Origin of the sequence: Amycolatopsis pittospori, from assembly GCF_013870525.1 — a bacterium.
GTDB lineage: Bacteria > Actinomycetota > Actinomycetes > Mycobacteriales > Pseudonocardiaceae > Amycolatopsis > Amycolatopsis pittospori.
The window spans coordinates 1-16918 of record NZ_JACBXD010000029.1; the positions used below are offsets into that span (position 1 = coordinate 1).

The following is a 16918-nucleotide window of genomic DNA, read 5'->3' on the forward strand; positions in this document are numbered from 1 at the left end:
ACCCGTGCTTGAACGGCACACACCCGTGATCACACGGACGACACAATGCCGTCCACCCAAACACGCCTGCCGTCCACCCAAACACGCCCGCCGTCCACCCGATCACGCGAGACACGCCCCTGAGCACGCGACATACACGCCTACACACACAAGTCACCGCCCACCACACCCCTGGCACTCCCATGCGGGGCTCAGCGACGCAGGAGGTCGTGAGTGGCGTTTCGGGTTCTAACCCGAAACGCCACTCACGACCAACCCGCCACCACACAGAGCTCGTGAGTGAAAAGGGTCGCTCTAACGACCCAAAACACTCACGACCCCGGCCAGCGAAGACCCCGGCCAGCGAAGACCCCGGCCAGCGAAGACCCAGCGGAGCGGGTCGGAGCGGGTCGGAGCGCAGTGAGCCGCGCGACCCCGGGAGCCGGCGCAAGTAGTCGACTAACTGCGGCCGGCGGAGGAAGGGGTGCGGGGAGGTCAGGGGGCGAGGGCGGGGAGGGTCTCGCCCAGGGGGCCTCGGACCACAGCGGTGGCCAGGGAGTCGTAGGGCGTTTCGGAGCCGTTGCAGATCACCACGGCGGCGCCGGCGCGCGAAGCGGCGCTCACCAGGCCCGCGGCCGGCTGGACGCCCAGGGACGAACCCGCCACCAGCAGGAGATCGCTCGCTTCGACAGCGGCGCGAGCGGCGAGTAGCAGGTCTCGGTCCAGTTGCTGCCCGAAGGAGATCGTGGCGGACTTCAGAATGCCACCGCACACCAGACAGGGCGGATCCGTCTCGCCGGCTCGGACCCGCTCCAGGGTCGAGCTCATGTCCCGGTGGTCGTCACAGGACAGGCAGACGGACTCGAACATCGTCCCGTGCAGTTCCAGCACCCGTTCCGGCGGAGAACCCGCCTTCTGGTGCAGCCGGTCGATGTTCTGCGTGACGATATGCGTCGGCGACAGGCGTACGAGCGCGTAGTGCGCGGCGTTCGGCTCGGCGTACCAGCCCGGGTGGACCAGCCGCGCCTGCCAAGTCCGCTCTCGAACCTCGCGACTGCCTTGATACGCCTGGAGGTTCGACATCTTCTCCGCGGCCGGATCGCGGGTCCACAGGCCCTGCGGGCCGCGGAAGTCAGGGATCCCGGAGTCCGTGGAGACCCCGGCGCCGGTCAGTGCGACGACCCGGCCGGCGCCGGCCACGAGCGAACGGGCCGTACTCAGGGTGGTGGTCACCCGGCCCATCATGCCCCTATTTGACGGCGCTGCCCGCCTGCCAGTCCGCCCACGACTTCGACCAGTCGCCGTAGAGGTCCCAGACCGGCAGCTGCGGGCCACCGGAGTTGGTCACCTCGACGACGTCTCCGAGCCCCATGTTCTGGTAGAACCACTGGGCGTTGGCGGCGTTCAGGTTGATGCAGCCGTGAGACACGTTGGAGCTGCCCTGCGCGCCGACGCTGTTCGGGTTCTCGTGGACGAACTCGCCGTCGTTGGAGATCCGCAGCGACCACTTCTCGTTCGACTTGTAGTAGCCGGGCTGGCCTTGGCAGACGCCGTAGGTGCACGAGTCCATCGTGTAGTTCTCGTGTTTGTCCGAAATGACGTGCGCGCCCAAATGGGTCGGCGTGGCGTCCTTGCCCATGGAAATGGGCATCGATTTCGCCAGCTGGCCGTTGTGGAAGATCTGCATCTGCTCGGTGTTGCCGTCGGCCTTCGCGACCCAGGAATCGTGCACTTTGTACGTTTCGGTGCGGTCGGTCGCTCCGTAGACGCCATTGCCGAAATCGACGCCGTAGATCATCGCCGAAACCTTCAGTGTCGTCCCGGGCTGCCAGTAGACCTTGGGCCGGTAGTGGACGTTCTTGTCGTCGATCCAGTACCAGGAGCCCTCTTGTTTCGGCGTCGACTCCACCGACAGCTTCTTCTCGACGTCGGCCTTGTTCTTCACCGGCTGGCCGAAGCTGAACACGATGGGCTGGCCGACACCGACCCCGCCGGAGGTGACCGCGGCCGGTGCCGGGATGAGGTTCGGGTTCGCCTGCTGACGTGGGCTCAGCGTGGAGATCCGGGTCTGCTGCTCGACCGGTTTCCCGTCGGTGCCCTGGGCGTGCGCCACGATCTTGTAAGTGCTGCCGTAGCCGAGCGGCTCCACTGTCTTCCAGCTGAGCCCGTCGCCGGCGAGTTCGCCCTTCACCGGATTGCCCTTGTCGGCGTTGGTGACGGTGACATCGGTCAGTTTGCCGTGCTCGGCCTTCACGACGACCGGGGTCGCCGGATTGACGTCCTTGCCGCCTGCGGGATCGATGGACACCGAAACCGGGCTTTCGTCCGATTCGGCACTGGTGCCGGTCGAATTCGTATTGCCGCTTCCTGAGTCGCCCGAGGATGAGCAGGCCGAGATCAGCAGTACCGCGGCGAGTATTCCGGCCGTCGAAAGTAATGTCTTCTTGGGGAACATGTAAGTCTCTTTTTACGTCGCTCGATCAGCGGAAAGTTCTCTTTCAAAAGTACGCGACGAAGAAGACGTGATCGATGGTGGATGGTTGCCTGTCACGCCACAACGAGACCCGGCGCACCATAAAGACCAGGGCCATCGACGTTCAATTCACCCAAATAGGTCTTCGCGGCTTCGTAGGCTTCGCTCGTCAGCGTGGTGGTGTGGCTGAAGTCCAGCGGGCTGACCCGCACCGGCTTCGGCCCCGGCACGTAGACGACGGGTACCTCCGCCGCGGCGATCGGCGCTTCCAGGACGGCCTGGTTCCGCATGCTGATCATCGCGGTGAACATCATCACCTCGGCGAAGGTCTGCGGGGTGCCGGGCATTTTGCCGGGGAACGCGCAGTCGAGGACGACGAGCGATTTCGCGCCCATCGCGAGCGCTTGGCGCATCGGCACGTTGGCGACCAGGCCGCCGTCGTAGAGCATGCGCTCCTCGAAAGCCACCGGCGGATAGATCCCCGGGATCGCGCAACTGGCCAGCAACGGCGCCAGGACGGGGCCTGAGCGGATCAGCAGGGGCTCGGCGGTGTCGACGTCCGTCGCGACGACGCCCAGCGGCAGCGCGAGATCCTCGAACCGGACGCCTTCGCCGATGTGCTCGTCGACGATCGCGGCGAGACCGGTGTTGGGGAACAGGTTGGTCTTGCTGTGCCGCAGGGTTCGCACCTGGCTGAGCACGCCGCCGGGGAACGCCTCGTGACGCGTCATCCGCGACCAGATCCGGTTCAGCCGGTCACCCGACTCGTCCCCGAGGGCGAGGACGGCGGCGTTCAGTGAACCCACCGAAGTGCCGACGACGAGGTCGGGCGCGATGCCGGCTTCCGAGAGTGCCTGGAGCATCCCGACCTGCATGGCGCCGAGGCTGCCCCCGCCGCCGAGGACGAAACCGATCGGCTGGGGCAGGTTCAGGGCGCTCATGCCCGGAATCTAGTCCTCCGCGCCGACCTTCGCCGGGGTGGCTTCCTCGGCTGTGACGCCGAGCGCCTTCTTCTTTTTGTAGCGCAGCAGGAAGAACACGGCGACGCCGACGAGCACGCCGACGATGACCAGTCCGCCGGTGTTCAGCGCGCCTTCGACCTTCTTCGCGGCTTCACCGAGGGCGGCGCCGATACCGATGTGGATGGCCGACCAGCAGGCCGCACCGGCCGCGGCGGCCGGCAGGAACTTGCGGAACGGGAGACCCGAAGTCCCGGACGCCGCCGGGGTCAACGTGCGGATCACCGGCAGGAACCGTGCGAAGAACACCGCCCACGCGCCACGCCGTTCGAGTACGCCTGTCGCCTTGTCCCAGGCGTCGAGGCCGTATTTGCGAATCAGTTTGGTTTCGCGCAGACGCGGTCCGAAGCGTTTGCCGATCGCGTACCCGAGCGAGTCGCCGAGTGCGGCGCAGACCGTCACGACCGCCCACAGGGTCAGGAACCGCGAGACCGACGTCGCCGTCGTGGCCGCCACCAGCAGCCCCGACTCGCCGGGCGCGATGAAGCCGAGCCCGATGGTGCATTCGGCGAACACCAGTCCACCGGTCGCCGCGACCAGTCCCGGTTCGGGGAGTCCCTGCAGCCAGTTCAGAAGATCCGTTACCAACGCCACCAGGTCACATTACTGATTCGTGACCTGGTGGGTGGCGACCTTCGAAAGAGGGTGACCGGAGTCACCGGGCCAGCAGCGAGCTGGCTTCCTGGGCGGCGGTCCCTTCGGCGGCGAGGTGGGCCAGGTTCTCCGACAGCGCTTCGCCGCGGCGCGCCTTCGTCTGCGCGAAGAGGCGCCCGGCGCGGTACGAGGACCGGACCAGCGGCCCCGCCATGACACCGGCGAAGCCCATGGCCTCGGCGGCGTTGGAGTGCTCGACGAACTCCTCGGGCTTGACCCAGCGGTCGACCGGATGGTGCCGGGGCGAGGGACGCAGGTACTGGGTGATCGTGAGGATCTCGCAGCCCGCGTCGACCAGGTCCTTCATTGCCGGGGCGACCTCGTCGGGGGTTTCGCCCATGCCGAGGATCAGGTTCGACTTCGTCACGAGGCCGGCCTCGCGGGCACGCGTGATCACTTCGAGCGAACGCGCGTAGCGGAAGCCGGGCCGGATCCGCTTGAAGATCCGCGGCACCGTCTCGACGTTGTGCGCGAGCACCTCCGGCCGCGAACCGAACACCTCGGCCAGCTGGTCGGGGTCGGCGTTGAAGTCCGGGATCAGCAGTTCGACGCCCGTGCCGGGGTTCAGCGCGTGGATCTGGCGCACGGTCTCGGCGTACAGCCACGCGCCGCCGTCTTCCAGGTCGTCGCGGGCGACGCCGGTCACCGTCGAGTAGCGCAGGCCCATGGCCTGGACGCTTTCGGCGACCTTGCGCGGTTCGGTGCGGTCCAGTTCGGCCGGCTTGCCCGTGTCGATCTGGCAGAAGTCACAGCGCCGGGTGCACTGGTCGCCACCGATCAGGAACGTCGCCTCGCGGTCTTCCCAGCATTCGTAGATGTTGGGACAGCCCGCTTCTTCACAGACGGTGTGGAGGCCTTCGCGGCGCACCAGACCTTTCAGCTCGGTGAACTCCGGGCCCATCCGCGCTCGCGTTTTGATCCACGAAGGCTTCTTTTCGATGGGGGTTTGGGAATTCCGGACCTCGAGCCGCAACAGCTTGCGGCCATCTGGGGCAGCACTCACACCGCCACCCTACGCCCGCCGTAGTAGTGGTCGTCGCTCACGCGGGATCGGGGGTGACGCCCGTCAACTTGGTGGTCACGTCCCACAGTGCGGCGCCCAGCGATTCGCTCTTCGCGGCGGGCAGCGGCCGCACCTTGACCGGCGTACCGCGCAGGCCGCCGAGGCCGCGAGGTCCGATGTAGTCGCCGCCTTCGACCTCGGGGGAGGTCGCCGCGAACAACTGCGGGAGCGTGCCCTGCCGGGCGTTCTGCGCGATGAAGATCTCGCCGATCCGGTTGCCCGCGCCGACGAGCGCGCGCACCACCGGGTTGCGGTAGGAGCGGGCCATACCCGATCCGAGACCGGTCCAGGTGTAGCCGGGGTGGGCGGCCACGCTGATGATGTCCTCGCCCGCGGCACGCAGCCTGCGGTCGAGTTCGAGCGCGAACACCTGATTGGAGAGTTTCGACTGGCCGTAGGCCGCCGCGGGGTTGTACGCGCGGCGTTCGAAGTTCGGATCCGCGACGTCGATGCGCGCACCTGTCGCCGCGACGCTCGACAAGGTCACGACCCTGGCGCCCGTGCCGTTGCGCAGCGACGGCACCAGCAGCCAGGTCAGCACCGCGTGCCCGAGGTGGTTCGTGCCGAACTGGGTCTCGAAGCCGTCTTTGGTGTGGCCACGCGGGGTCGCCATCACACCGGCGTTGTTGACCAGGAGGTCGAGCTTGTCCTCGGTCAGTTCCTGGACCTTCTTGACGGCTTCGCGCACCGAGTCGAGGTCGGCGAGATCGAGCCGGACCAGTTCCGGTGCGGGTCCGGTCGCGGCCGCGCGGACCTGCTCCAGCGCCTTGGCGCCGCGTTCCGGCGACCGGCAGCCGAGCAGCACGCGAGCCCCCTTGCTCGCGAGCACCTCGGCGGTCCGCAGTCCCAGTCCCGAGTTCGCCCCCGTGACGAACGCGGTCCGGCCGGTCTGATCAGGGATGTCGGCCTCGGTCCAGCGCGTGTGAGCAGCCATGTCGGTCACCTAACTACATCGTCAGCCGTGCCGCCACGCCGGATCACGCGCTCGGCGCGAGCAACCTGAGCAGGTGTCCCATCGGGCTGCGGCGGCGGGCGGGCTTGGCCTGGCGGCCGTGCCGGAGCAGGGTGGCGAACGCGGCGCCGACCTTGGTGATCTCGGCGGTGGGCTCGTTGCCGTCGGCCAGTCCCGCCGTGAGCGCGAGGGTGCGCAGTTCTGCTTCGTGCGACGGCGCCAGCGCCGGGCATCGGTCGAGGGCGGCGTCGAGAACCGCGCGAAGGGTCTCATGCTCGGTCGTGGCGCGATTCCAGGCACGGGTGACCGCGTCGACGCGGTCGAGCGCGAGGTCCTGATCGGCGTAGTCGGGGTCCGCCATTTCGGCGCGAAGGTGTCCGCCGAACACCTGATTCCACTTGTACTGCAGCGCGACCAGAAGTTCGTCTTCGGTCGCGAAGTACTTGGTGGCCCCCGGGATCTCTTCGAGTGAAAGCGGGTCGGACGGGTGGTGACCCGCCTGTCGCAGTGCGGCTTCGAGGATGTCTCGCCGCTGGTAGAAGTCGTTCCAGCTCATGATGTTGGCTCCCCTCCGTGACCCGGTACATACCGCAGGTTTGCGGCATACTCCCGGTACGGACCTGACAGCAGCCAACATACCATGAGTATGGAGCGGGGCCGACGGCGTAAAGTTGTGAAGGTGGCGACAATGAGGTCAAGGCGGCTGGACTATTCCGAGTCCACTCGGTCGGCACTCGTCGAGAGTGCCGTGGAGCTGTTCACCAAACGCGGTTACGCGGGCACTTCTCTCGACGAGATCGCCAAACGGGCCAGGGTGACGAAGGGCGCGCTCTATCACCACTTCAGTGGGAAGCAGGCGTTGTTCGAGGCTGCCTTCGACACGGTGGAGAGCCAGGTCTTCGACCGGCTCGAAAAGATCATGAACGGTCCGGACTCGCCGTGGGAGCGGGCGCTGGCGGGTCTGCGCGGCTTCCTGCAGAGCTGCCTCGACCCGGCGTACCAGCGCATCGCGATCCACGAGGCCCCGGTGGTGATGGGCTGGGAGCGCTGGCGCGAGGCCGAGGAACGGTGCAGTTTCGGCCTGGTCCGCACCGGGATCCAGTCGCTCATCGAGGTCGGCGAGGTCGACGACGTCCCGGTCGACGTCACCGCGCGCCTGCTGTTCGGCGCGCTGTCGAGCGCGGCCATCGAGATCGCTTCGTCGCCCGAACCGAAGAAGGTCAGCGCCCAGGTCGAGGAGGTCCTGGTGCGGTTGCTCGTCGGATTCCGCCGTGTTCCGTCCGCCGAGCACGGGAAAGCGAGCTGACGAAGCCGTCTATAGGGTGGCTTCGTGGACCTCAGGATCTTTACCGAGCCCCAGCAGGGGGCCAGCTACGACGACCTGCTCCGGGTGGCCAAGGCCACCGAGGACGCGGGCTACGACGCTTTCTTCCGCAGCGATCACTACCTCAAGATGGGTTCGGCGTCCGGCCTGCCCGGGCCGACCGACGCGTGGATCACCCTCGCGGGTCTCGCCCGTGAGACCAGCCGTGTGCGGCTGGGCACCCTCGTCACCGCCGCCACCTTCCGGCACCCGTCGGTGCTGGCGATCTCGGTCGCGCAGGTCGACCAGATGTCCGGCGGCCGGGTCGAACTCGGCCTCGGTTCGGGCTGGTACGACGACGAGCACACCGCGTACGGCCTCGACCTGCCGCCGCTCAAAGAGCGCTTCGACCGCTACGCCGAGCAGCTCGCGGTGGTCACCGGGCTGTGGGAGACGCCGGAGGGGGAGACGTTCTCCTTCGACGGCGAGCACTACCAGCTCGTCGATTCGCCCGGCCTGCCGAAACCGGCTCAGCGGCCCCGGCCGCCGGTGATCATCGGCGGCGGCGGCAAGAAGCGGACCCCGGCGCTCGCCGCGCGGTACGCCGACGAGTTCAACCTGCCCTTCGCCGCGCCGGAGTTCGCCGCCGAGCAGTTCGGCCGTGTCGACGCCGCCGCCCGCGAGATCGGCCGCGACCCCAAGGAGATCCTCCGCTCGGTCGCGCTGGTCGTCGCCGTGGGTCGTGACGACGCCGAGATCGCGAAGCGGGCCGAGGTGATCGGCCGCGACGTGACGGAACTGAAGGAGAACGGCCTCGCGGGGACGCCGGCGGAGGTCGTCGAGAAGATCGGGCAGTGGCGGGAGAAGACCGGGATCACCCGGCTCTACCTGCAGCTGCTGGACCTCTCGGATGTGGACCAGATCGAGCTGATCGCCTCCGAGGTCGCACCTCGGCTGGACTGACACCTTCATACGCGGTGGGGCTGCTGCTTTCAGGCTCGCTTGAAAGCTATTGTGTGCTCTCACGAATTCCTCCTACGATTTCTTCGTCGAAAGGGGAAATCGGTGGCGAAAAAATTCGGGCTGATTCGTGCATTCGCTCTCGCGCTGGGTTCGATGGTCATGGCTGCCGGCCTGGTCGCGCCCGCGGCGAGCGCGGCGGAATCGCGCATCGCGGGCGCGCCCGTGTACTGCAAGATCCGGATCGTTTCGATGGCCAGCGGCCTGACCGTGCGCGTCAAGGGAACGACGCTGCACGCGGACAGTGCGGGAACCGGCGCCGCGGAGGAATTCTGGGTGCAGCACTACGATAATGGCGTGGTCTATCTGCAGTCGAACGCCAATGGAAACTATGTCGAGATTCTGGACAGTACAAGGAGATTGTACGCGGAATATCCGGACAAGAAGATCAACGGCCAGTGGCGCTGGGAAGACGTCTCGCCGGGGGCGCGTACCTTCCGGTTGATAGGGTCGCCCGGTAACTATGCCCGGGTGGAACCCAGCGGAGACGGTCTTCTGCGCTCCGACAATCAGAATCGTGACAACTGGTCATTGTTCGGCTACGACGTGGTTTTCTGTCTCTGAGTCATAGCGAAGCACGAAGGCCTCCTTTTCTACCGTGCGGTGGAAAAGGAGGCCTTAGTGTGCGCGGGAGTCGCGTCAGGTCATCGTGATGTCCGGGCCGAAGTTGTGCATTCCGACACCGGCGGGACACCGCGCGATGGAGGTATCGCCTCGCTGTGCCCAATCGCCGACGTGGAGATGTCCGTCCTGGCAGTAGACGACCACGCGGAACCAGAGCGTCCCTTCGTCGAGTTCATCGCACCTGGCCTTGGCATAGGCCGCCGGGGCCCGATTGATACCGGTCCAGGTGCAGTCTCTGTATTGGCCGGCCGCGGCGCCCACCGTCGCCGGTGCCGCGGTGGCGGTCATCGCCGAAGAAGCGAGACTCGCCAGAGTCAGTGCGGCGACGGTGAGGGTTTTGGTTTTGTTTCCCATATGAAGCCCCTTCGGATCGGTGCATCGAATTGTCAGCCGAACCGCTGCCAAAACGCTGCCGCGAACCGATTTGCAGGCCCCTTTCAGCGAGAACTGAACCCTGCCGGCAGCACTAATTCTGCAAGGCGAAAGTGACCCCGGGGGCCGCGGGTGTCTCGGGACGCGGCAGCCAGCGCTCGTCGTTCACCGGGAGGTCGCCCTCCAAGGCCGCGAGTACGGCCTCGCGCGCCATCGGCAGCACCGACGCCACGGTGACCTCGCGGCCGAGTTCGTACGAGAGCGACGTCACGCCCGCGTCCCGGATACCGCACGGGACGATCTTGTCGAACGCGGCCAGGTCGGCGTTGCAGTTCAGCTCGAAGCCGTGCATGGTCACGCCGCGCTGCACGCGGATGCCGATCGCGGCGATCTTCCGCTCGGGGCCGCGGTCGTCGGCCGGTATCCAGACGCCGCTGCGGCCCTCGACCCGGCCGGTGTGCACGCCGAGCTGGTCGCAGACGGTGATCAGGGCCTCTTCGAGGCGCCGGACGTAGTGCACGACGTCGATCGGGTCGGCGAGTTTGACGATCGGGTAGCCGACCAGCTGGCCGGGGCCGTGCCAGGTGATCTTCCCGCCGCGGTCGACGTCGATCACCTGGGTGCCGTCGGTCGGACGGTCCTCGGCTTCGGTGCGCTTGCCCGCGGTGTACACCGACGGGTGCTCCAGCAACAGCATGGTGTCGGGGCCGTCGCCGTCGGCCCGGGCGGTCACGTGTCGGCGCTGGAGTTCCCAGGCCTCGGTGTAGTCGATCGTCCCGATCTCGCGGACGTCGACGGGCTCGGTGGCGGCACGGCATGACGTGGTCGAAGAGCTCACGTCAGCGACACTACGCCGGGTCTCGCGGCCGGGGCAGCAGGCCCAGTCCGGTCGCCGCGATCAGGCCGACACCGCCGACGGCCAGCACCGATCCGGCGGTGTCGGTCAGCCAGTGGACGCCGAGGACGACGCGGCAGAGCGCGCCCACGACCGTCGCCGCGACGGCGATCGTGATCGCCAGGCGCACCAGGTGCGGACGGGTCCACGCGCAGAGCAGGATGGCGACGAATCCGGTGCAGGCGACGGCGACGACATGCCCGCTCGGGTAGCTCAGGTCGGGGAATTCGCGAGGACGTTCCCGGTAGAACAGTGGTTTGGCGATCAGGCTCGTCAGGCGGCACAGCATGAGGACGACGGCCAGTTTGACGCACAGCGCGGTCAGCTCCCGGTGGCGCCAGGCGATCACCACCAGCACGGCGCCGAGCGCGAACGGCAGCACCGGGCCGAGGACGTTCGTGATCAGGTCGGCCACCTGCCCGGCGGGCCGCGTGTACTGGCCGCGGAACGCGTCGGCGAGGGCGACGTCCACCGGCGGCGCCTGATCGTCGACCAGCAGGCCGAGGACCACGAAGCCGATCAGCAGCAGGGTTCCGGCGATGGTGTACAAGCCGCGTTGCAGGGTCATGTCGCGGCGGCCAGCGCGCCTTCGAGCGTCGGGTGCCTGAACTCGTAGCCCGCCTCTTCGAGCGCGCGGGGCATGGCGCGCTGCCCGAACAACGCCATCTCCTCGGCGGCCTGGCCGAGGGCGATCTTCATGGCGAAACCGGGCACCTGCCAGAACGCCGGACGGTGCACGGCGCGGCCGAGCGCCTTCGTGAACGCCGCGTTCGTCGCGGGCTGCGGTCCGCTGAGATTCACCGCGCCGGACAGCGACGCGTTCTCCAGCGCGAAAACGATCGCGCCGACCTCGTCGTCGAGCGAGATCCACGGCATGTACTGCTTGCCGTCGCCGAGTTTCCCGCCGAGCCCGAGCCGGAACAGCGGACGCAGGACATCGAGGAGTCCACCCTTGCGCGCGAGCACCAGCCCGGTCCGGATCCGCACGACCCGGGCGCCGGCGGTGGTCGCGGCCTCGGTGGCACCTTCCCACGCGGTGCAGAGTTCGGCGAGGAAACCGCGGCCCGCCGGACTCGCTTCGTCCACAAGGGACGGACCGGGATCGCCGTAGTAGCCGACGGCGGAAGCGTTCACCAGCACAGGGATCCCGTGTTCGGCGACCGCTTCGGCGAGCACTTCGGTCGGTTCGACCCGGCTGTCGAGCAGAACCTGTTTACGGGCCGCGCTCCAGCGTCCGGGCAGGAGGGGCGCACCCGCGAGGTTCACCACGGCGTCGACACCGTCGAGCGCGCCGTCGGTGATTTCGCCCGCCGGAGGATCCCAGCGGCGTTCGTCGTCGGCCCGTTCTTCCCTGCGCACGAGTCGGATCACCTCGTTCCCGGACTCGCGAAGCCGCTTCGTCAGGGAGGTGCCGATCAGTCCGCTCGCGCCCGCGATCAGAACTCGCATGATCCGATCGTGTCCTATCCGCGTTCCGGTCGCACGCTCAGGTTCGCAGTTGCCCGGCGACGTCCGACGCCGCGGTGAGCAACACCAGCACCGGGATCGTCGCCGCGGGCCGCAGGCGATAGCTGCCCCGCTTGTCCTGCTCGACGATCCCGGCGCCGGTCAGCGCCTTGAGATGGTGGTACAGCTGGCCGGGGGAGCCGAGTTCGGCGGCCTCCTGCAACGCGGGCGCGGATTGGGTGCCCTTTTCGGCCAGCGTCCGTACGAGTGCCACCCGTGCGGTACTGGACAGAGCCGCGAGCACCTCGACCCGCGGCCCGTCGTCCAGCGCCAGCAGCGGGCCCGGCAGGACGTTGATCGCCCAGCTCAGCTCGACGGGATCGGTGAGCTCGCCGCGATACCCGACCAGACCCCCGGGGCCGGCCGGCTGGGCGGCCGGGCCCCGTTCTTCGAGCGCGGCGACCCGTTCTTCGAGGGCGGCGATCCGGTCGGCGAGCTCAGCGTCCATACCGGTTATCTATACCGTCGGCTAGCCGAGCGCTCGCCGCAGGGCGGTGAACTTCGCCGGGTCGGACAGCGCCGCGAGCAAGGCGTCGATGAGCGGCAACTCGTTCTGCGTGTCCCGGTCCGTCACGCCGTGGAGCAGGACGGCCGCCGTACCGGACCGTCCTCCCGGCCACCTGACCGAAAGCCCGATGGTGAGCGTGCGCGGCAGGGCCCCGTCCTTGATGAGCACCTCGCTCGCGCCGGGCGGCACGCGGCCGGAAAGCGGCCTGGCGAGGATCTCGCGGGCGAGCGCGCCGCCCGGCCGGTAGCGACCGGATGCCAGGCTGTGGTGGAGGGAGAACAGTTCCGAGGCCGTACCCCTGGCGTGGCCCTCCACCCACGGCCACTGCGCCTCCGGCGTCCCCGGCATGGTCGGGAAGCGTGCGAAGGCTTCGGCGCGGAAGTCGGGGTCGGCCACGAACCGCCGGGCCACCGCGTCGCCCAGCGCCCGCCGGACCGCGACGGGACTGCCGGGCGGCGGCGCGTACTCCGGCATCATCAGCATCAGGACCTCGCCGCCCAGCGATCGGGTGTCCGGCCGCACCCACCCTCCTCGTGCCGCCGCGCGCTGGAGGGCGGGATCGCCGAGACGGGTGCGGAGGTAGTCGGTGGCGGCGTTGTCGCTGAAGAAGATCATCGCTTCGGGGAGCCTCGCCAGCGGGACGCGCTGTTCAGGGTCCTTGGCGATGCCGTAGTCGTCGCAGGGGACGCCCAGCCAGGTGAGCGCGTGGAAGTGCGCGCGGCCGTCGGAGACGAACGGGTGGTGGGCGTCCCAGTCGCCGACCCTGATCTGTTCCTTCGGATCGAGCCTGCCCGCGGCGACCGCGACGGCGTAGGCGCTGAGGTGCACGACCTTGACCGACGAAGCCAGTAGCCGCCGGACATCGGCGTTGCGCGAAGCCCGCCGGCCCGCGCCGTCGTCGATCAGGACGGAGACGTCGCGCCGGTGCGCGGCGAGCCAGTCGAGCCAGCCCTGTTCCGTCGACGTGTCCGGCCCGGTCGTGGTCGCGCTCGCGGTCCCCGGCAGCAGCAGCGCCGCCGATCCGGCCGCGGCTCCCGCCAGCAGATGGCGTCTGGTCAGCATGGTCAACACCCTCCCTCTTGTTTTCCGTAATTCCGGAATACTAGAGTTCTGGGTGGCTGTCAAACCGGCGCATTTAGTCCTCTGGATGCGGTAGTTGCGTGCGCAAGTACCGCATCCAGAGGACTAAATGCGAGGAAAATGGAGAAGGCCCCCGTCCCGTGGAGGGGACGAGGGCCTTCTCGGACTACCGGAGGATCAGAGACCGAGCTCGTCCTCGAAGTTGCCCTCTTCCAGACGCTGCTTGATCGTCGTGACGAAGCGGCCCGCGTCGGCCCCGTCCACCAGGCGGTGGTCGTAGGTCAGCGGCAGGAACGCCATCGACCGGACGGCGATCGTGTCGTTGCCGTCGGCGTCCGCGATCACGACCGGACGCTTCACGACCGCGCCGGTACCGAGCATGCCGGACTGCGGCTGCACGATGATCGGCGTGTCGAACAGGGCGCCGTTGGAGCCGATGTTCGTGATCGTGAAGGTGCCGCCCGAAAGCTCGTCCGGCTTGATCTGGCCCGAACGCGCGCGGCCCGCCAGGTCGGCGATGCGGTGCGCGAGACCGGCGAGGCTGAGCTCACCCGCGTCGTGGATGACCACCGACAGCAGACCCTTTTCGGTGTCCACCGCGATCCCCAGGTGCACCGCACCGTGGTAGGTGATCTCCTTCGTGTCCTCGTTGTAGGACGCGTTGACGTTCGGGTGCTGCTTGAGCGCCTCGACGGTGGCCTTCGCGAAGAACGGCAGGAACGTCAGGTTGACGCCCTCGCGCTCCTTGAAGGCCGCCTTCGCCCGCGTGCGGAGCTTCGCGATCTTCGTGACGTCCACCTCGTGGACCTGCGTGAGCTGCGCGGAAACCTGCAGCGACTCGCGGGTCTTCGTGGCGGTGATCTGACGGATCCGGCTGGCCTTCTGCACGGTTCCGCGCAGTGCCGCGAGCTCCGGCGAAACCGCGGCCTTGCGCGGAGCGGCCGGAGCCGACGACGCGGCCGGCGCGGCGGCAGCGGCGGGCTGGGCGGCGGGAGCCGGGGCGGCCTTCTGCTTGGCCTCCGCGGCCGCGAGCACGTCCTGCTTGCGGATACGGCCACCGACACCGCTGCCGGTCAGCGACGACAGGTCGATGCCGTGCTCCGAAGCGAGCTTGCGGACCAGCGGCGTCACGTACGGCGCGTTGTCCGAACCGTTGTCGCTGCTCGCCGCCGGGGCGGGCTGAGCGGCGGGCTTCGGCTGCTCGGCCGGCTTCGGCGCGGGGGCGGCCTCGGCCTTGGGCTCGGGCTTCGGTTCCGGCTTGGGCTCGGGCTTGGGTTCCGGCTTGGGCTCGGGCTTCTTCTCCTCGGCCTTCGGGGCCGGGGCGGAACCGGCCGCGCCGATCACCGCGAGGACACCGCCGACCTCGACGGTCTCGTCCTCACCGGCGCGGATCTCCAGCACGGTGCCGGCGACCGGGGACGGGACCTCGGTGTCGACCTTGTCCGTGGAGATCTCCAGCAGCGGCTCGTCGACCTCGATGCTGTCGCCGACCTGCTTGAGCCACCGGGTGACGGTGCCCTCGGTGACGCTCTCGCCCAGCTCGGGCAGCTTCACCTCGGTACCTTCGCCGCCCGAAGCCGGTGCGGTGTCCGGCTGGGACGGCGCGGAGGCCTGCTCCTGCGCGGGCTCCGGCTCGGGTTCCGGCTGCGCTTCTTCGGCGGCCGGTTCCGAAGACGCCGAGGACTCGGAGGACCCGGAGGACTCCGGCACACCGCCGGTCCCGTCGTCGATCACCGCGAGCTCGCCACCGACCTCGACGGTCTCGTCTTCCTGCGCGCTGATCTTCACGACCTTGCCGGCGACCGGGGACGGGACCTCGGTGTCGACCTTGTCCGTGGAGATCTCGAGCAACGGCTCGTCGACCTCGACGGTGTCGCCCTCCTGCTTCAACCACCGGGTGACGGTGCCCTCGGTGACGCTCTCACCGAGCTCCGGCAACGTGACGGAGTAGGCCATCGTTCGCTGACTCCCTTGATATGTCTTGCTTGGTCTGTTTCTTCGACGGTGAGACGTCAGCTGTGGACGTGCAGCGGCTTGCCCGCCAGGGCGAGGAACGCTTCACCGAGGGCCTCGGTCTGGGTGGGGTGCGCGTGGATGAGCGGGGCGACGTCCTCGGGGAACGCCTCCCAGCTGTAGATCAGCTGCGCTTCGCCGATCAGCTCGCCGACGCGGTCGCCCACCATGTGCACGCCCACGACCGGCCCTTCCGGAGCCTTGATCAGCTTGACCCCACCGGAGGTCTTGAGGATCTGGCTCTTGCCGTTGCCGCCGAGGTCGTAGGTGAAGGTGGTGACGTCGGAGCCGTACTTCTCCTTCGCCTGCGATTCGGTGAGGCCGACCGAAGCGACCTCGGGGTGCGAGTAGGTGACGCGCGGGATGCCGCTCTCGTCGATCACGCGAGGCTCCTGGCCGGCGATCTCTTCGGCGACGAAGATGCCCTGCTGGAACCCGCGGTGCGCGAGCTGCAGACCCGGGACGATGTCGCCGACGGCGAAGACGTTCGGCAGGTTGGTGCGCAGGCGGTCGTCGGTGAGGACGAAGCCGCGCTCCATCTTGACCCCGGCCTCCTCGTAGCCGTGCCCGGCCGAGTTCGGGCCGCGGCCCACGGCGACCAGCAGCACGTCGGCCTCGAGGGTTTCGCCCGACTCCAGCGACACGCTGACGCCGTCGTCGTCCTGCTTCGCACCGGTGAACCGCACGCCGGTCTTGAAGGCGATCTTGCGGCGGCGGAAAGCGCGCTCGAGCTGCTTGGACGCGTACTCGTCCTCGTTCGGGACCAGGCGGGGCAGCGCCTCCACGATGGTGACGTCGACGCCGAAGGACGCCCAGACGGACGCGAATTCGACACCGATGACACCACCGCCGAGAACGATGGCCTTCTTCGGGATGTAGTCCAGCGAAAGGGCCTGCTCGCTCGCGATGATGCGGCCGCCCAGCTCCAGGCCCGGCAGCGTCTTCGAGTACGAGCCGGTGGCGAGGATGACGTTCTTGCCGGTGTAGCGGGTGCCGTCGACCTCGACGGTGGTGCCGCCGACGAACGTTCCGGTGCCCTCGACGAGGTTCACCTTGTGCGCCTTGGCCAGGCCCTGCAGGCCCTTGTACAGGCGGGAGACGATCCCGTCCTTGTACTTGTTGACCCCGGCGATGTCGATGCCTTCCAGCACGGCCTTGACGCCGAAGGTCTCGGCGTCGCGGGTCTCGTCGGCGACCTCCGCCGCGTGCAGGAGGGCCTTGGTCGGGATGCAGCCTCGGTGGAGGCACGTCCCGCCAAGCTTGTCCTTTTCGATCAGGGTGACGGAAAGGCCCAGCTCGGCCGCGCGGAACGCGGCGGCGTAGCCGCCCGATCCGCCACCCAGGATCACAAGGTCGGCGGAGGTGTCGGTCACTTCAATAACTCCTCGGCAAGCGGTAGGGGTGGTGCTCTGGCGCCGCTTCGCGCGGTATACGCGCGCGCGGACACTTGCCATCTT

General features: G+C 68.4%; 18 protein-coding genes. 3 read left to right on the plus strand and 15 right to left on the minus strand.

Translation table 11 applies throughout. The features are described from left to right. Positions 1-474 precede the first annotated feature (474 nt). From H5J31_RS18140 to H5J31_RS18170, 7 genes are all read right to left on the minus strand, one after another. Positions 475-1221, minus strand: a complete 747-nt coding sequence (locus tag H5J31_RS18140) for an SIR2 family NAD-dependent protein deacylase (RefSeq protein ID WP_181773851.1) — start codon at positions 1219-1221, stop codon at positions 475-477. Positions 1222-1228: 7 nt separating this feature from the next. Continuing rightward, a complete protein-coding gene (locus H5J31_RS18145; protein ID WP_181773776.1) occupies positions 1229-2434 on the minus strand; it encodes a L,D-transpeptidase in 1206 nt (401 codons plus the stop codon). 92 nt (positions 2435-2526) lie between these two features. Continuing rightward, positions 2527-3393, minus strand: coding sequence for a patatin-like phospholipase family protein (locus tag H5J31_RS18150; protein ID WP_181773777.1), 867 nt, complete (start codon positions 3391-3393; stop codon positions 2527-2529). 9 nt (positions 3394-3402) lie between these two features. After that, a complete protein-coding gene (locus tag H5J31_RS18155) occupies positions 3403-4065 on the minus strand; it encodes a DedA family protein (RefSeq protein ID WP_181773778.1) in 663 nt (220 codons plus the stop codon). Positions 4066-4126: 61 nt separating this feature from the next. Further along, positions 4127-5128, minus strand: coding sequence for a lipoyl synthase (gene lipA / locus H5J31_RS18160; RefSeq protein WP_181773779.1), 1002 nt, complete (start codon positions 5126-5128; stop codon positions 4127-4129). Positions 5129-5165: 37 nt separating this feature from the next. Further along, entirely contained in the window at positions 5166-6122 is a 957-nt protein-coding gene (locus H5J31_RS18165) for an oxidoreductase (RefSeq protein WP_181773780.1), read from the minus strand. Between the two features lie 43 nt (positions 6123-6165). Further along, on the minus strand, positions 6166-6696 hold the full coding sequence (locus tag H5J31_RS18170) for a hypothetical protein (RefSeq protein WP_181773781.1): 531 nt from the start codon (positions 6694-6696) through the stop codon (positions 6166-6168). A 132-nt stretch (positions 6697-6828) separates the two neighbouring features. Here H5J31_RS18170 and H5J31_RS18175 point away from each other — a divergent pair, with 132 nt between their 5' ends. From H5J31_RS18175 to H5J31_RS18185, 3 genes are all read left to right on the plus strand, one after another. Continuing rightward, a complete protein-coding gene (locus H5J31_RS18175; protein WP_181773782.1) occupies positions 6829-7446 on the plus strand; it encodes a TetR/AcrR family transcriptional regulator in 618 nt (205 codons plus the stop codon). Positions 7447-7470: 24 nt separating this feature from the next. Continuing rightward, positions 7471-8406 (plus strand): LLM class F420-dependent oxidoreductase, encoded by a 936-nt coding sequence (locus H5J31_RS18180; RefSeq protein ID WP_181773783.1) that lies wholly within the window; start codon positions 7471-7473, stop codon positions 8404-8406. Positions 8407-8508: 102 nt separating this feature from the next. After that, positions 8509-9027, plus strand: a complete 519-nt coding sequence (locus tag H5J31_RS18185; RefSeq protein WP_181773784.1) for a fascin domain-containing protein — start codon at positions 8509-8511, stop codon at positions 9025-9027. Between the two features lie 75 nt (positions 9028-9102). Here H5J31_RS18185 and H5J31_RS18190 read toward each other — a convergent pair whose 3' ends face one another. The 8 genes from H5J31_RS18190 to lpdA all read right to left on the minus strand — a co-directional run bounded on the left by H5J31_RS18190 (position 9103) and on the right by lpdA (position 16834). Then, positions 9103-9441, minus strand: a complete 339-nt coding sequence (locus H5J31_RS18190; protein WP_181773785.1) for a hypothetical protein — start codon at positions 9439-9441, stop codon at positions 9103-9105. A 112-nt stretch (positions 9442-9553) separates the two neighbouring features. Further along, positions 9554-10297: a lipoyl(octanoyl) transferase LipB gene (gene lipB, locus H5J31_RS18195; protein ID WP_181773786.1), complete on the minus strand. Its 744-nt coding sequence runs from the start codon at positions 10295-10297 to the stop codon at positions 9554-9556. Positions 10298-10307: 10 nt separating this feature from the next. Continuing rightward, a complete protein-coding gene (locus tag H5J31_RS18200; protein WP_181773787.1) occupies positions 10308-10922 on the minus strand; it encodes a phosphatase PAP2 family protein in 615 nt (204 codons plus the stop codon). Then, the gene (locus tag H5J31_RS18205; RefSeq protein WP_181773788.1) at positions 10919-11803 is read right to left on the minus strand and encodes a TIGR01777 family oxidoreductase; all 885 of its coding nucleotides are present in this window, start codon (positions 11801-11803) and stop codon (positions 10919-10921) included. Before H5J31_RS18205 ends, H5J31_RS18200 begins: the two co-directional genes overlap by 4 nt. A 37-nt stretch (positions 11804-11840) precedes the next feature. Then, positions 11841-12308, minus strand: a complete 468-nt coding sequence (locus tag H5J31_RS18210; RefSeq protein WP_181773789.1) for an ArsR/SmtB family transcription factor — start codon at positions 12306-12308, stop codon at positions 11841-11843. Between the two features lie 21 nt (positions 12309-12329). After that, positions 12330-13430: a serine hydrolase gene (locus H5J31_RS18215; RefSeq protein ID WP_181773790.1), complete on the minus strand. Its 1101-nt coding sequence runs from the start codon at positions 13428-13430 to the stop codon at positions 12330-12332. Between the two features lie 195 nt (positions 13431-13625). Then, positions 13626-15404 carry a 2-oxoglutarate dehydrogenase, E2 component, dihydrolipoamide succinyltransferase gene (sucB, locus tag H5J31_RS18220; RefSeq protein ID WP_181773791.1) on the minus strand — a complete coding sequence of 593 codons (1779 nt, stop codon included), beginning with the start codon at positions 15402-15404 and terminating at the stop codon, positions 13626-13628. Positions 15405-15460: 56 nt separating this feature from the next. Further along, entirely contained in the window at positions 15461-16834 is a 1374-nt protein-coding gene (gene lpdA / locus H5J31_RS18225) for a dihydrolipoyl dehydrogenase (RefSeq protein WP_181773792.1), read from the minus strand. Positions 16835-16918 lie beyond the last annotated feature (84 nt).

Excerpts from the sequence above, each read along its gene's own strand:
- H5J31_RS18165 (WP_181773780.1), bottom strand. The coding sequence starts at position 6,122 with ATGGCTGCTCACACGCGCTGGACCGAGGCCGACATCCCTGATCAGACC.
- sucB (WP_181773791.1), bottom strand. The coding sequence starts at position 15,404 with ATGGCCTACTCCGTCACGTTGCCGGAGCTCGGTGAGAGCGTCACCGAG.
- H5J31_RS18200 (WP_181773787.1), bottom strand. The coding sequence starts at position 10,922 with ATGACCCTGCAACGCGGCTTGTACACCATCGCCGGAACCCTGCTGCTG.
- H5J31_RS18140 (WP_181773851.1), bottom strand. The coding sequence starts at position 1,221 with ATGGGCCGGGTGACCACCACCCTGAGTACGGCCCGTTCGCTCGTGGCC.
- H5J31_RS18170 (WP_181773781.1), bottom strand. The coding sequence starts at position 6,696 with ATGAGCTGGAACGACTTCTACCAGCGGCGAGACATCCTCGAAGCCGCA.
- H5J31_RS18215 (WP_181773790.1), bottom strand. The coding sequence starts at position 13,430 with ATGCTGACCAGACGCCATCTGCTGGCGGGAGCCGCGGCCGGATCGGCG.
- H5J31_RS18190 (WP_181773785.1), bottom strand. The coding sequence starts at position 9,441 with ATGGGAAACAAAACCAAAACCCTCACCGTCGCCGCACTGACTCTGGCG.
- H5J31_RS18205 (WP_181773788.1), bottom strand. The coding sequence starts at position 11,803 with ATGCGAGTTCTGATCGCGGGCGCGAGCGGACTGATCGGCACCTCCCTG.
- H5J31_RS18210 (WP_181773789.1), bottom strand. The coding sequence starts at position 12,308 with ATGGACGCTGAGCTCGCCGACCGGATCGCCGCCCTCGAAGAACGGGTC.
- H5J31_RS18145 (WP_181773776.1), bottom strand. The coding sequence starts at position 2,434 with ATGTTCCCCAAGAAGACATTACTTTCGACGGCCGGAATACTCGCCGCG.
- H5J31_RS18150 (WP_181773777.1), bottom strand. The coding sequence starts at position 3,393 with ATGAGCGCCCTGAACCTGCCCCAGCCGATCGGTTTCGTCCTCGGCGGC.
- H5J31_RS18175 (WP_181773782.1), top strand. The coding sequence starts at position 6,829 with ATGAGGTCAAGGCGGCTGGACTATTCCGAGTCCACTCGGTCGGCACTC.